The following is a 14519-nucleotide window of genomic DNA, read 5'->3' as shown; positions in this document are numbered from 1 at the left end:
GAAGTGCGCCGCAAGGTACGGGCGCGGTGTGACGCCTTCATGACGGCGGTGCAGCAGGTCTGGCGCGTCGCAGGACAACGAGAGCCAAGTATCGAGGCGCCGCCATCGGCCCCTCGATAGCCCGTTCCTCACGCGCTGATGCGCATCGCGGTCCTCATGGCATACCCATGATCGTAGCCGGCATGCCCCATCAGCGGCTCGGCCACAACGCCCTGCGCCTCGCTCCAGCCGGTGCCGGCATCACCGGCAAACCCACCGATGGCCTCGATCAGCTGCCGCACTTCCGCATTGGCCGACGCATCCGCCGTGCGGGCGGACGCACGCGTGGTTGCGGCCGGAAGTGGCTTGAGCTGGCCGGCGATGGCCGATGCCGAAATGGCGTTGCCTCCGTCCCCCGGCTGCACGAACGCGATGGCGTACTGCCCGCCCTGGAAATGCTTCAGTACCCGCATCTGCTGGCCCGCATCGGCGTCCACCCGCACGAGCAGGTCGTCGCCATCCCGGTAGTAGCTCAGGCGGCTGCGCGCGATGCCGTCGAAGTACAGCCAGTCGGTCCCGCCGCCGGTGTTGTCCACGGTGTCCACGCCACCGCCTGCGCGGTAGAAGTAGGTGTCGTTGCCCGCGCCACCGAACAGCAGGTCGTTACCGTCTTCGCCCACCAGCTGGTCGTCGCCCGCGCCACCGATCAGGATGTCGTTGCCCGAGCCGCTGAAGCTGCCATTGCCACCGGACAGGTAGTCATTGCCATCGCCCCCCTCGAGCTTGTCATCCCCGCCCATGCCGAACAGGGTGTCGTCGCCGCCGAGGCCCTGCATGCGATCACGGCCACTGGTGCCCACCAGCTGCTCGCCGGCCGCCGTGCCGGTGATCTGTGACGGATAGTCGCCGTCATTGCCGCCCCCCGGGTTGCCGCCACCGGTGCCGGGCACCAGCGCATTGATGGCCGCCGTGTTCAGCGCCGAGCCACCTGCAGGCTGCAGGTAGTCCAGCGCCATGTCACCGCCGAGGAAGTGATTGGTGACGGTGACCTTCTGGTTGCCATTGCCGTTGACGGTGATCACCAGGTTGTCGCCATCACGGGCGAAGGCGAGCTTGGACAGCGAAATGTCGTTCTGGAAGATCAACCAGTCCGTACCGCCCCCCGTGTTGTCGATGACATCGATGCCGCCGCCATAGACGTACTGATCGTCGCCTGCGCCACCGATGAGCACGTTGCTCCCGTCTTCGCCACGCAACGTGTCATTGCCCAGCCCGCCTTCGAGGCGATCGTCGCCCGAGGCGGTGCCGCTTCCATTGCCGCCGGACAGGTAGTCGTTTCCGTCGCCACCACGCAGGGTGTCATTGCCGCCCATGCCAAACAGCGTGTCGGCACCGCCCAGGCCCTCGATCAGATCCTTGCCGGCGCTGCCCGCCAGCTGCTCGCCGGCTGCGGTGCCCTGGATGACCTGGTCGAACTGCCCGCCGGTACTGCCGCCGGCAACGATCTGGTTTATCTGCGCGGTGGTCAGGTAGGAACCACCGTCCGGCTGCACGTAGTCGATCGCGGCGTCGCCGCCGAGGAAGTGGTTGGTGACCCGGACGGCCGGCGTTGCAGCGTTGTCCAGCGTGATCAGCAGATCGTTGCCATCTCGGCTGAACGAGATCCGCTCACGGCCGATGCCGCCGGTGAAGAACACGCCGTCGAAGCCTCCGCCGGTGTTGTCCACCGTGTCGGTGCCGCTGCTGGTGTCGAAGACGTATTTGTCATCGCCGCTGCCACCGATCAGCGTGTCGTTGCCACCGCCACCGACAATCGTATCGTTGCCACCGAGCCCGTGGATGGTGTTGGCTTCCGCATTGCCGGCCAGGTAGTTGTCCAGCGCATTGCCACTGCCATTGATGGCACCCGTACCGGTCAGGAACAGGTTCTCGATGTTGTCGGACAGCACGTACGAGGCGCTGGACTGGACCTGGTCCTTGCCGGCACCGAGCGCCTCGACCACCACGTCGGCACTGTCATCGACAATGTAGACATCGTCGCCGGCCCCACCTTCCATGCGGTCGATGCCCTCGCCGCCATCGTGATAGTCGTTGCCGCTGCCGCCGAACAGGGTGTCGCTACCGCTTCCACCAAACAGCGAATCATTGCCATCCAGGCCGTACAGCAGATCATCGCCATCCCAGCCGCCGAGCGTATTGGCACCGGCGTTGCCAGTGATCACATTGTCCAGCCCGTTGCCATTGCCGGTCTGGATGCCGACGGCCAGGATCAGATTCTCGACCTCATCGGCCAGCACGAGGTTTGTCTCGTAGCGGCGCTCGACGGTGTCGACGCCCTCCCCGGCATGCTCGACGATCCAGTCGCCGCTGCTGTCGTTGACGTAGTAATCGTCCCCCTCGCCTCCCTGCATCCGGTCGCCACCGGCGCCGCCGTCGAGACGGTTGTTGCCTGAATTGCCGGTCAGCTGATTGTTGCCACCGTTGCCGGTGCCACTGATGTTGCCGCTGCCGGTCAGCACCAGATCTTCCAGGGTATCGCCGAGCACATAATCGATGCTCGATTCCACCGTGTCGTGGCCTTCGCCGGCGAGTTCAACCACGACATCGCCGGCCTGGTCGACCACATAGGTGTCGTCGCCCAGGCCACCCACCATGCGGTCGGCCCCTGCCCCGCCATCCAGGCGGTTGCTGTTGCTGTTGCCGGTCAGTTCGTTGTTGTCGGCGCTGCCAATGGCGGTGATGGCGCCACTCCCTTCCACCAGCACCAACCGCTCGATGTTGCCCGACAGCGTGTAGTCGCTGGTGGCGTGCACGACATCGAACCCGTCGCCCGCGAGTTCGACGATGCTGTCCAGCAGACTGTCCACGTGGTAGATGTCATCACCGGCGCCGCCCTCCATGTGATCGTCCCCGGACTGGCCATCAAGCACGTCGTTGCCGCTGCCACCCAGCAGGCGGTCGTTTCCTTGGCCGCCGAACAACTGATCATCGCCGGCGCCACCCTCGAGCCGGTTGGCGCCCTCGTTGCCGGTGAGGACGTTGGCAAGTTCGTTGCCGGTGCCGTCGATGTCCGCCGCGCCCGTCAGCGTCAGGGTTTCCAGCTGCGCGGACAGTGCGTAGCTGGCACTGCTCAGGACATGGTCACGACCGCCACCGGCAAGCTCGACGATGCGGTCGTTGCTGTTGTCCACCACATAGGTGTCGTCACCCGCACCTCCGCGCGCTTCATCCACCCCCTCGCCGCCGTCGAGCCAGTCGTTGCCAGCGCCGCCCTCCAGCAGGTCGGCACCCTGCCCGCCAAACAGGCGGTCGTCGCCGGCCTCGCCGTACAGCGTGTCATCACCGTCATGGCCATGAACCGTGTCGTCACCCTCTCCGGCGTGCACGATGTTCTGGCCGGCGTTGCCGTGGATGACGTCGGCCAGCGGAGTGGCTTCCAGGACCGCCAGATCCAGCGCCGCCGGATCGAGCAGGCGGGTGACGCCGCCCGCCACCAGCGACAGCCCCAAGGCCGCCAGGCCGGTGATCGGGTCGAAATAGCGCTCAAGACGGATCTGGTCGGCACTGCCGTCGAGGAAGGTCAGGACCAGATCGCCATTGTCCCGTCGCAGCACGGCCGAGGCCAGCGCCCGGTCGACAAGCTGCAGGGTGGTTGCCCCCTCGGTATCCAGGATCATGTCCTGGCCGTCACCGCTGGCGAACCGGTACTGGTCATCCCCGCTGCCACCGGCCAGGCGGTCATTGCCCGCATCGCCCTGCAGGATGTCATTGCCCTCCCCGCCCATCAGCTCGTCGTCGCCGGCACCGCCGCGCAGCTCATCGTTACCCTGCTCCCCGGCCAGCCAATCGCGCCCCTCGCCACCGTCCAGCACATCATTGCCGCCACCGCCGTAGAGCGCGTCCATGTCGGCTCCGCCGGACAGCTGGTCATCGCCTTCGCCGCCATCCAGCGTATCGCTGCCCTGGCCGCCATCGAGCAGGTCGTTGCCATCGCCGCCCTGCAGCGTGTCATCGCCTTCGCCGCCGAACAGCTGGTCGTTACCCTGCCCGCCGGACAGCGTGTCATGGCCGCCCTCGCCGGAAAGAACATCGTCGCCTTCATAGCCCTGCAGATGGTCATCGCCAGCGGTGGCCAGCTGCACCCGCTGGCGCACGGCGGCCACGGTCCAGATCGTGCCATCGGCAAAGCGGATCTCGTCCACGCGCGAGGGACCATTGCCATCGTTCTGGAAGTAGCGCGACACCGTCAGCCGATCGGTGCTGCCCGCACGCACCAGCAGCAGGTCGTCGCCAACCCGGCTGGCAATGATGTCCGTCGGCGCGATGTCCGCGGCGAACGAAATCGCGTCAAGGCGTCCTGCACTGTCGTCATGATTGTCGATCACATCCTGGCCGAATCCAGCGGCGAACCCGTACACGTCATTGCCCTGGCCACCGCGCAGCTGATCGTTGCCGACGCCACCCCACAGCTGGTCGTCGCCGGCCCCACCATCGAGCGTATCGTTGCCGCTGCCGCCCACCAGCAGATCCTGCCCGTCACCGCCATTGAGGCGGTCGTCGCCTTCGCCACCGTCCAGCTGGTCGTTGCCATCGTCACCGTTCAGCGTGTCCGCACCGCCTCCGCCGGTCAGGGTGTCGTTGCCGCCGCGGCCACTCAACCACTCGTTGCCGTCTCCGCCATGGATGATGTCGTCGCTGTCGTAGCCGTAGAGATCGTCCACCCCCGGCACCGGAATGAGGACCAGCGCCTTGACATCGGCAATGCTCCACTGCACCCCGTTGGAGAAACGAATGCGATCCAGGCGATAGTCACTCTGGCCGTCTGCGCGGAAGTAGTCCTGGATATCGACACGGTCGCCGGTACTGATGATCTGGATGCACAGATAGTCGCCGCTGCGCCAGACCTTCAGGTCTGAAGGAAGGATGCCCGCGCCGATCTCGAGCGTGTCGACACGGCCATTGGAGGCGTCGTAGTTGTTGATGCGGTCATGACCGCTGCCGCGGCCGAACAGATAGCGGTCGCTGCCTTCTCCGCCCTGCAGGTAGTCGTCGCCGGCGCCACCGTCAAGGACGTCGTTGCCCGCACCGCCGTAGAGCGCATCGGTACCCAACCCGCCTTCCAGACGGTCCGTGCCGGCGCCGCCGCTCAGGCTGTCGTTGCCTGCGTCGCCGTACAACAGATCGTCGCCCTCCCCGCCGTCCAGAGTGTCTTCACCCTGCCCTCCGGACAGGAGGTCGGCGCCTGCGCCGCCCGACAGGGTGTCGTTGCCTGCGCCGCCGAACAGGGTGTCGCTGCCCTGGCCACCGTCCAGCAGATCGTCGCCGGCGCCGCCGAGGATGAGGTCATCGCCGGCGCCACCACGCAACTGCTCGCGCACATCGGCGGCCTGGTCGCGGCCGACAAGGATTCCATCATTGCTGCCGAGGCTGCCTGCCACCGAGCCGTCCGTCGCCACGCTGCTCAGCTGCAGGCCTGCGGCGGCCAGTGCCGCACCTAGGTCGGGCTGGGACTCCGCCTGCAGCAGCCAGCTGCGCAGCATGGTCTCGCCCGCGGCCCAGCCGTTGCCCAGCAGGAATCGCCCCTGCGCCCGCAACAGCTCAGCCAGGTCGATGATGGCATCGGCCTGGCTGCTGGCGAAGCGCGTGTTGAGCTTGGCTTCCAGTGCGGCAAAGGCAAAGCTGACCTGGCCCGCCTGCACATCCCAGGTGGGCTGGATCAGGTCGGTATAGCCCTTCAGGCGCGACTTGCTGCTGAGCGTTGCATAGAACGCTTCGAAGATCGCGTCGTAGACCTGCACGTACTGCTGCACGGTCTGCGTTCCCCACCAGACATCGGTAATCGGCGCGTAGCCCATGATCGCTTCAACCACGCGCATCTTCATGGTCTGGACGTCATCCAGCCAGGTCGGCTCCGGCCACACCAGTACTTCGTTGGGACGCAGCCGCACCACGTTGGTGGAGTTGGGATCTTCCACGCCGCCGCCACTGTTGATGCGGATGGCCTGCGAAGAGAAGTAGGGGCTGGTGCGTGCCCATTCCAGGATCAGATCGTCAAGCAGGTCGCGTTGTACCTGGCGCGTCTCCCCCGCAGAGAAGCTGACCAGCAGGGCCTGCAACGCGGGGGACAGCGCTGCGGCCTGGTGCAGCGAGCGCAGGTTGCCGATGCCGCGGCTGTTGACCAGCCCACGGATGGCTTCTGGCACCGCGACATCCTCGGCATAGTCGGAGCGCAGGCTGTCGTTGTCGAAGTTGAAATCCTGAAGCAGATGCGTCTGCTCGATGCCGTTCGCATCGCGGCGGCCGAATGTTGACGAGCCCAGCAGCGCGCCGCCCTCCACGTCGCCACTGGCTCCGCCCATGGTGGTTCCGAGGAACGTGATGCCCAGCTCCTGCAGGGTCAGCAGTTCTCCTGCATCCGTGATGCCGTTGCCATTGGCGTCGCGCCACACCGAAAGCGAGGCGAACGACGCATCATTCAGATCGATCCGGCCGTCGGCGTTGTCATCCAGCGCCGCCAGTGCCTGGAAACCATTGGCGGCCCGCTGGCCATTCGCCAGGCGCGTCTGGTCGCCGAACAGTTCGCGACCCGAATCGATTCGCCCGTTGCCATCCAGGTCACGGACCAGCAGGCCATCGCGCGCATCCACCCAGCCACTGGCGGTGCGGATCCCATCGCCATCATGGTCGAACAGGGTGCCGGCCCAGCCGCGTTCGGCCACCGTGCGCACCTGGCCGTCTCCGTCCAGATCCAGTGCCAGGGGGTCGTAGCGCTCGATCCGGTAGGTGTTGTCGCCGCGGATGCGCCGCGCCAGATCCTCGAACCGATCGATGAAACGGCCCAGGCCATTGTCCATGGCCCAGCCCATTCCCTCGCCGAGCAGGTCAAGGAAGCGGCCGAACCCATGGTCCATGACCCAGCCCATCGCCTCGCTCAGCGGCGCTTCCAGGCCGGCCGCGCGCAGCACGCCGTTGATGTTCGACAGGATGGCAGCGGCCAGATCCTGTACGTAGCCGGTGACCGTGCCGTCCTCGCTCTGTACCTGGACGAAATCCTCGCCCAGCCCCAGCGGCGGATCGAACTGGTCACCCAGCGTGCCCGCCCATCGGTCAGCCTCGCCGAGCTGCATATCCTGCACGGCGGTCATCACATCCTTGCCAATGATGTCGCCCAGCGATTGCACGTGGCCGCCCAGGACGTCGTTCACCACTGTGTTGGCAAGGAGATCGGAGCCCTGCTGGAACCATGCCTCATTGGCGTTGAGTCCATTGACTGTGCCCTGCCACATGGTGGCACCACGGACCAGGTCGCTTACCAGGCTGCCGTCATTCGCATTGATCTTGCCAGCGGAATCGAACCAGTTGGACATCCTGTTGAGCTCGGCAGCCGTGGCAGCGTCCGAGGTGCGGGCTTGGGATGCAGCAAGATCTCTCAGGTAGCGATAGGCCTCGGCATGCTGGCCTGAATTGCTGTAGTTCTGCAGCGTTGTGCGCTGGGACGAATCGAGATTGAGAATACCGGACATGTTCTTCCTTGATGCGGCATGGTGAAGGTTGAGGGGAAAACAAGACCACTACGAAGTGCACTGCAAATGCATCAGGGGGTATGCCCGCCAGGCGCGATGCGCGTTCTGCTGCTGGATACCCCCTCGGCGTCCTGCGTCGGCTGCGAGCAAGGCTCCCCCATGTACCAGGCATATGCCCAGGCCGCGAAGCGCAGATGGTCGGCGTGGCTCTCCGCGCCATAGGAGTACTGCAGGTACAATCCATCCATCTGCATTTCTGCACGGTAGATGCCCCTGCTCGGCGAGTCGTTCGACCATGCGGTGGCAAGCACCTCGTGTCCGCAGGGGCCCATGAAGCGAAGCATGCTGTGCACCCGGGACCCGCTGTCGCGTTCCAGTCGCTGGAATCCATCGCCTTCATCAGTGACACGCTCATCGCCGCGGAGTGACATCGAGGCAGGGAGCGTGGCGCCGACGCCCACAAGCAGGCGGAGGGTCGTCCATGGCGTCCCTGCCGCTCTGCCCGGCCCTTCCCTTACGCGGCCGTTGTCGCGGTTCAGGTAGACCACCACCGCGTTGCCGCCAGCCGGGTCAACGCCGGGCCGCAGCAGGTAGGGTCGAAGCATCACATGTACGGGGCGCTGGGGTGGCGGGTCCTGGCACGCGGACAGGATTGCCAGCAGCGGAAGCAGGAGCAAGCGCAGCATTCGCACGAATGACCTCATCTGTAGAGTGGCATGGACGCCCGTCGCAGGCGCCAAGGTGGATCAACGCTCGCGTAGCGACTCGCCTGCATGCTGGCGCAATGGACTCAACAGGTAATCGATGACCCGCCGTTTCCCGGTCTTGATCTCGGCGCTCAGGCTCATGCCGGCAGTCATCCGTACACGCACCCCGTCGATCTGCAGGGTGGCGTTGTCGAGCTTCACCCGCACCGGGAAGACCAGGCCGAGATTCTCGTCCTGCATGGCATCGTGGGAGACGCTTACTACTTTCCCCGTCAGGTAGCCGTAGCGGGTATACGGAAAGCTCTCCACCTTCACGGTTACCGCCTGGCCGGTGCGCACAAAGCCGATGTCCTTGTTGAGAATGGTGGCTTCGACCTCCAGCGCTTCCTCGCTGGGGACCACGGCCAGCAGCGGCTGCGCCGGCGTAACCACGCCGCCCACCGTGTGCACGACCAGCTGCTGTACGGTGCCATCAACCGGGGCCCGCAGGGTCATCTGGTGGTCACGCTGCCCCGTCCGCGACACCTCGGGCGTCATCTGCCCGATCTGCTCCTGCGCCTCGCGCAGGCCATCCAGGGTCTGTTGCCGGAAGTCGGCCACCAGCACCCTCAGTTCTTCCTCGGCGGCGCGCTGGGCCGACCGGATCTCCTGCACGCGATTGCGCTGCGCAGCAAGATCGCGCTCGCCGGCAATACGCTCCTGCTCGCGCAGCAGGTAGTCGTGACGCCCCACGTAGTTGCCCTGCAGCAAGCGCCGATAGTCGTCGGCGCGCAGGCGGGAGATCCGCGCCGATTCCTCCAGGGGTTTCACCGAGTCCTGGGTGGTTTCCAGTTCCGCGCGGCGCTGCGCGATCAGGGCCTGCAGATTGTGGCGCTTGGCCTGCAGTGCCTCGTACTGGCTTCGCGCCAGCGCCTGCTCGGCTTGTGCCCGGTCTGTGGGCAGGTCCGGATCAACATGGAACACCGGCGCTGCACCATCCTCCAGGGCCTCGGCGAGGGCACGCAGGCGCAGGGCGGACATGCGCGCGTTCAGCAATGCATCGCCTGCCTTGGCCACGTCGGCCGACGTAGCGGTGGCATCAAGCTCGATCAGCACCTGCCCCGCTTTCACCGCCTGCCCGTCACGCACCAGGATGCGTCGCACCACGCTGGTTTCCGCCGGCTGCACTACCTTGGTCCGTGAGTCCACGACGGTCTTGCCGGGCGCCACCGCAACGATATCGAGCTTGCCGAGACTGGCCCACAGCACCGCCACGCAGAACAACGCGATGATGATGCGTAATGTCCACCGCGCGGTGGGCGAGGCAGGGGTTTCAATCAGCTCCAGGTGTGCGGGCAGGAAGGACCGCTCGTCGGCCCTGCGTGCCGGCGGGTCCATTTCGTGGCGGGCCTGCCAGGCGCTACGGAACACGGCAAGGTAGCGCGCGGCGAAGGCGCCGACTGCATCACGGATGTGCTTCATGCTGCCCCCTGCTGCAGTCGGTGCAGCTGCGCGTAGTGTCCGCCCGGCTGTGCCAGCAGCTCATCGTGCGTTCCGCTCTCGACGATGCGGCCACGGTCGACGACGACAATGCGGTTGGCCCTGCGCACGGTGGAAAGGCGGTGCGCGATGATGATGACGGTGCGTCCCCTGCAGATCTCGCGCATGTTGGACATCACCGCATGCTCCGACTCGTAGTCCAGGGCGCTGGTGGCCTCATCCAGGATCAGGATGCGCGGGTCGGTGATCAGCGCACGCGCGATTGCCACGCGCTGCCGCTGGCCACCCGACAGGCCAGCACCGTGCTCGCCCACTTTGGTGTCATAGCCCTCGGGCAGCGCCGAGATGAACTCGTGGGCGCCGGCCAGGGTTGCCGCCTTGATCACCCGCTCCAGCGGCATGCCCGGGTCACTCAGTGCGATGTTCTCGCGCACGCTGCGGTTGAACAGGAAGTTCTCCTGCAATACCACGCCCAGTTGCCTCCGCAGCCAGGCAGGATCGGCCAGAGCCAGATCATGCCCGTCCACCAGCACCCGCCCGCGCTCGGGCGTGTACAGGCGCTGCACCAGTTTGGTCAGTGTGCTCTTGCCGGACCCGGAACGCCCGACGATGCCAATCACCTGCCCGGCCGGTACGTGCAGATCGATGCCAGCGAGAATCTCCGGCGTATCCGGGCGATAGCGGAAGCCGACCTGCTCGAAGGTGATGTCACCGCGGATGGGCGGCAATGCCATCCGGCTGCCGGGAAGTTCCGTGCGGGTGTTGAGGATATCGCCGAGGCGCTGGACGGAAATGCCTACCTGCTGGAAGTCCTGCCACAGCTGGGCCAGGCGGATGATCGGCGCGGCGACCTGCCCGGACAGCATGTTGAAGGCGATCAGCTGGCCCAGCGACAGCTCGCCATCAATGACCAGCTTTGCCCCCCAGAACAGGATGGCAACGCTGACCAGCTTCTGCACAAGCTGCACGCTCTGCTGGCCGACGGTCGCGATCTTGGTGACCCCGAAGCCCGCATTGACATATCCGGCCAGCTGGCTGTCCCAGGTGCGCGTCACCCGCGGGTCGACTGCATTCGCCTTGACCGTACCGATGCCACTGATGGTTTCAACGAGGAAGGACTGGTTGTCCGCGCCGCGTGCGAACTTCTCATCCAGCCGCTTGCGCAGAACGGGAGTGATGCCCGCCGAAACGAGCGCGTAGAGCGGTAGCGAGATCACCACGATCAGGGTCAGCCAGCCGCTGTAGTAGAACATCACGGCCAGGAACACGACGGTGAACAGCAGGTCCAGCACCGAGGTCAATGCCTGCCCGGTGAGGAAGTTGCGGATGTTCTCCAGCTCGCGCACGCGTGCAATGGTGTCGCCAACCCGCCGGGATTCGAAGTACGCCAGCGGCAACGCCAGTACATGCCGGAACAGCCGGGCACCCAGCTCGACGTCGATCTTGCTGGTGGTATGGGCGAACACATAAGTACGCAACCCGCTGAGCACCACGTCGAACACGGCGATCGACACCAGGCCGATCGCAATCACATCCAGCGTTGTCAGGCCTCGATGCACCAGCACCTTGTCCATCACCACCTGGTAGAACAGGGGCGTGACCAGCGCGAACAACTGGATGAAGAACGAGACGACGAAGACTTCCAGCAGCATCTTCCGGTACTTGATCACCGCCGGAATGAACCAGCTGAAATCAAACCGGGCCAGCTCACCGAGAACCGAGGCCCGCGATGCGACCTGCAGCAGGCGCCCGCGGTAGCGTTGCCGGAGCGCGGCCATGTCAATGCTCTGCGGACGTTTCTCGGCCAGGTCGTGGATCAGTACCTGATCGCCACTGATGCGGGCAATGATGAACGCATCACCGTCGTCGCCGAGCGCCAGCGCAGGCAGGTTGGACAGCGCCAGCCGCGCAGCTGGCGTCGACACCATCCGCGCCTTGAAGCCCAGCTTGCGGGCCGCCAGCACCAGGGTCGTTTCGTCCATCGGGCCATCGCCCAGGCCAGCGTCATGCGCCAGCTGACTGGCGTCGGCCGCAATGCCATGAAATTGAGCAAGCAGTACCAGACCACGCAACGCCAGATCCTGTCGATCCTGCGCACGCTCTCCCCCCAGCACCAAAGGTGCCGCGTCTCCCTGTGACATAACATTCCCTGCGCAGCTTCCATTGTGCGCAACCCCGCGCCGACATTGGGGTCAGTTCACAGGCCTGTCAAGTGGGTTCCCGAAGGCCATACGATCAACCCGATCCGTGCTGCGCGACGCCAGTGACCCGGCATTAACGTGACGCGTCACGACCGGCCGATTCAGCCCGCGATCCCCAGCCCCTTCCCCGCCGCGTCCAGCCGCAACGAAGCCAGGTAGCGGCAGTACTTGCCGATGAACAGGCCGGTGAACCCACCCGACAGCAGCAGGTACGCCGCGCTGGCGCCGGCATGGGTGGTCAATGCCGGCGAGACCGCAAAGGCGACTTCGAAGCCGTACTTCACCAGGAACGTGACCAGCAGCAGCGGCAGCACGCTGTAGTCCGCATTGCGCCAGAGCTTCCCGGTGGCGCGGTCGAGCGTCAGTTTCACGTGGCCCAGCAGCAGCCACCCCAGCGCCGCGCCCGAGCCGATGCCGGCCAGCCACTCGCCCCAGGCGCCCACGGACATCCCGTAGCGGTGGCTGATCGACCAGGCGCCCCAGACGGTGAACAGCACGGGCACGACGGCCAGCTTCTGCAGGGAGGTTTCGCCCGGCTTCATGGCGGCGATGCCGCGCGTAATCAGGAAGGCCAGGAGCAGCCAGACCCAGGTCGGCGTCTGCGAGGCAAGGTGCTGGAGCATGTTCATGGATGGTCCCTCGGCTGAGTGGTGGCGGAGCGTCTCCGCGTTGGCGCTCACTATTCGCTTCCACCCGGGTTGCGGCCAGTGACAGCTGTCAGCCATCGCGGATTACGCTGCGATGCGCACCGACTCAGGCCCCTGCGGCCACATCCCGTTAACGGCCCAACCCTATGCTGGGACTCCATTGGAAACCCACAAGGCACGACCCATGACCAAGCTGCACACCCTGCTGCTGACCGGCGGCCTGCTCGCCCTGAGCCCGCTGGCCTCGGCCGAGACCGTGAACCTGACCAACAGCGCCGACGGCGCCAACCGCGAGGCCGGCATCACGGCGGTGAAAAAGAAGCTGCAGGATGCGTGTACCGGCCGCAAGGGCACGCCCGATGCCGCCTCGTTCGAAGTGGTGTTCGAAAAGACCAGCGAGAACCCCAACGTGCCGAAGCCCTACTATGTGGACGGCCGGATGAAGTGCGACCTGCCGGGCTGAAGCGCCCCGTTCACTCCTGTTCCAGCTCCTTCAATACGGCGCGCAGGCGCGCGTCGCCGGGCGCCAGCGCCGCCGCCGTCCGGTAGCTGTTGATCGCCTGCTTGCGCTGGCCATTGGCCCGGTAGGCTTCGCCCAGGCTGTCATGCACGTTCGCCGATTGCGGGTGCGCGCGGGCATTCCACTGGAACACGGCCACTGATTCCGGCACGCGCTTCATCCTCAGCAGACGATAGCCCAGCGAGTTCAGCGCCTGCTCGGAGGTGTCGTACTGGCTGGCCGCAGGCCCCAGTGCCTCATAGGCGCGGGTCATGCCCTGCACCCCCGATGAAAGTGCGGCCGGCACCAGCAGGGTGCCCAGATTCTTCCGCGCCAGGGTAACCGGCATGCCGTGCAGCACGCCCATCAGTTCCTTGCCGAGGCTCGCTGCGGTCTCGCCCTGCCAGTAGTTGTCCAGCACGATCACCACCGAGTGATCCTGCCCGGCGCGGAGCCAGTAGGTCTGGTAGCCCGGAACGCTGCCCGTATGCGATTCCACCGGGTAGGTGCCACCGGCAGGCAAAGGCCAGTTCTCCACTTCCCAACCGTAGCCATAGCCCGAGCGATGGTTGGTCCACATGGCCCGCCGCGAAGGCGCGCTCAGCAGTGAATCATTCTGCAGGGCCTGGTCCAGCCGCAGCAGATCGTCAACGGTGGAGTACAGGCCGGCGGCCGAGAACGAGACGCTCGGATCGATGGGCATCGGGCGCGCCAGGCTGAAGTCCGGCCGGGTCTGGTAGCCGGTCGCCAGGCGCGGAATGAGTGCGCTGGCGTGGTACAGCCCGCTGTTGGTCATGCCGGCCTTGTCCAGGATCCGGCGCTGCAGGTTGGCCTCGTAGCTGGCGCCCGTTGCCTTCTCGATGATCAGGCCGAGCAGGAAGTAGCCATTGTTGTTGTAGCGCCACTCGGCCCCCGGCGCGCTCTGCAGCGTGCCGGGAATCCACGCTTTGGCGAAGTCATCGGGCGCCAGGGAGAGCCGGGCCTGCGTCTGCCACCACGGGTCTTCGTAACTGCGCGGCAGGTCGACAATGCCGGACGTGTGATTCAACAGCTGCGCCACCGTGACCGCAGCTGCAGGCGTGCCGGCATAGAGCGCGGGCAGGTACTCGCCCAGCGTGCCGTCCAGCCGCAATGTATTTTCCTGCACCAGCTGCATCACCAGGATGGCGGTGATCGGCTTGCTCAGCGAGCCGATGCAGAAGACGCCGTCTTCGACGTTCGGCACCTGCCATTCACGGTTGGCCAGTCCATGGGCGCCCCGATACAGGATGCGCCCGTGCTGGGCGACAAGCACGACGCCGTTGAAATCACGGTTTGCTGCATAGCTGTCCACCAGCTGCGCGATCTCGGCCGGGCCAGCGGCCGCACTCGCCTGCCCGGCGATGCCGGCCAGCAACACCAGCGAACCCGCCGCTGCGGAAACCACCCTCAGCACTGACCGCTTCCACTCCATGGAGAACTGCAGGATGGCGCTGGGCATCTAC

Annotated in this window: 8 protein-coding genes; 2 read left to right on the top strand and 6 right to left on the bottom strand. The window is 65.9% G+C overall.

Going from position 1 to position 14519, the window contains the following annotated elements:
• Positions 1 to 128: 128 nt before the first annotated feature.
• From O0J73_RS01260 to O0J73_RS01245, 4 genes are all read right to left on the bottom strand, one after another.
• A complete protein-coding gene (locus O0J73_RS01260) occupies positions 129 to 7502 on the bottom strand; it encodes a calcium-binding protein (RefSeq protein WP_308307832.1) in 7374 nt (2457 codons plus the stop codon).
• Positions 7503 to 7573: 71 nt separating this feature from the next.
• The gene (locus O0J73_RS01255) at positions 7574 to 8188 is read right to left on the bottom strand and encodes a hypothetical protein (RefSeq protein ID WP_308307831.1); all 615 of its coding nucleotides are present in this window, start codon (positions 8186 to 8188) and stop codon (positions 7574 to 7576) included.
• A 60-nt stretch (positions 8189 to 8248) separates the two neighbouring features.
• Positions 8249 to 9670 (bottom strand): HlyD family type I secretion periplasmic adaptor subunit, encoded by a 1422-nt coding sequence (locus O0J73_RS01250; RefSeq protein WP_006446212.1) that lies wholly within the window; start codon positions 9668 to 9670, stop codon positions 8249 to 8251.
• Complete coding sequence (locus O0J73_RS01245) at positions 9667 to 11751, bottom strand: type I secretion system permease/ATPase (protein WP_308307854.1); 2085 nt, start codon at positions 11749 to 11751, stop codon at positions 9667 to 9669. The genes O0J73_RS01250 and O0J73_RS01245 overlap by 4 nt, the downstream gene beginning before the upstream one ends.
• Here O0J73_RS01245 and O0J73_RS01240 point away from each other — a divergent pair.
• Positions 11695 to 11826 carry a hypothetical protein gene (locus O0J73_RS01240; protein ID WP_308307855.1) on the top strand — a complete coding sequence of 44 codons (132 nt, stop codon included), beginning with the start codon at positions 11695 to 11697 and terminating at the stop codon, positions 11824 to 11826. The genes O0J73_RS01245 and O0J73_RS01240 overlap by 57 nt on opposite strands.
• Positions 11827 to 11990: 164 nt before the next feature.
• Here O0J73_RS01240 and O0J73_RS01235 read toward each other — a convergent pair whose 3' ends face one another.
• The gene (locus O0J73_RS01235) at positions 11991 to 12518 is read right to left on the bottom strand and encodes a DUF6622 family protein (RefSeq protein WP_308307830.1); all 528 of its coding nucleotides are present in this window, start codon (positions 12516 to 12518) and stop codon (positions 11991 to 11993) included.
• Between the two features lie 202 nt (positions 12519 to 12720).
• Between O0J73_RS01235 and O0J73_RS01230 the strand changes: the two genes are divergently transcribed.
• Complete coding sequence (locus O0J73_RS01230; RefSeq protein ID WP_308307829.1) at positions 12721 to 12999, top strand: hypothetical protein; 279 nt, start codon at positions 12721 to 12723, stop codon at positions 12997 to 12999.
• Positions 13000 to 13009: 10 nt separating this feature from the next.
• Here O0J73_RS01230 and O0J73_RS01225 read toward each other — a convergent pair whose 3' ends face one another.
• Positions 13010 to 14515, bottom strand: a complete 1506-nt coding sequence (locus tag O0J73_RS01225; protein WP_308307828.1) for a serine hydrolase — start codon at positions 14513 to 14515, stop codon at positions 13010 to 13012.
• Positions 14516 to 14519 lie beyond the last annotated feature (4 nt).

It is taken from the genome of Stenotrophomonas sp. Sm6012, from assembly GCF_030985895.1.
In the GTDB taxonomy this organism is placed as follows: Bacteria; Pseudomonadota; Gammaproteobacteria; order Xanthomonadales; family Xanthomonadaceae; genus Stenotrophomonas; species Stenotrophomonas forensis.
Note: the sequence above shows the minus strand (reverse complement) of the source record. Positions and strands in the feature narration are given on the sequence as shown.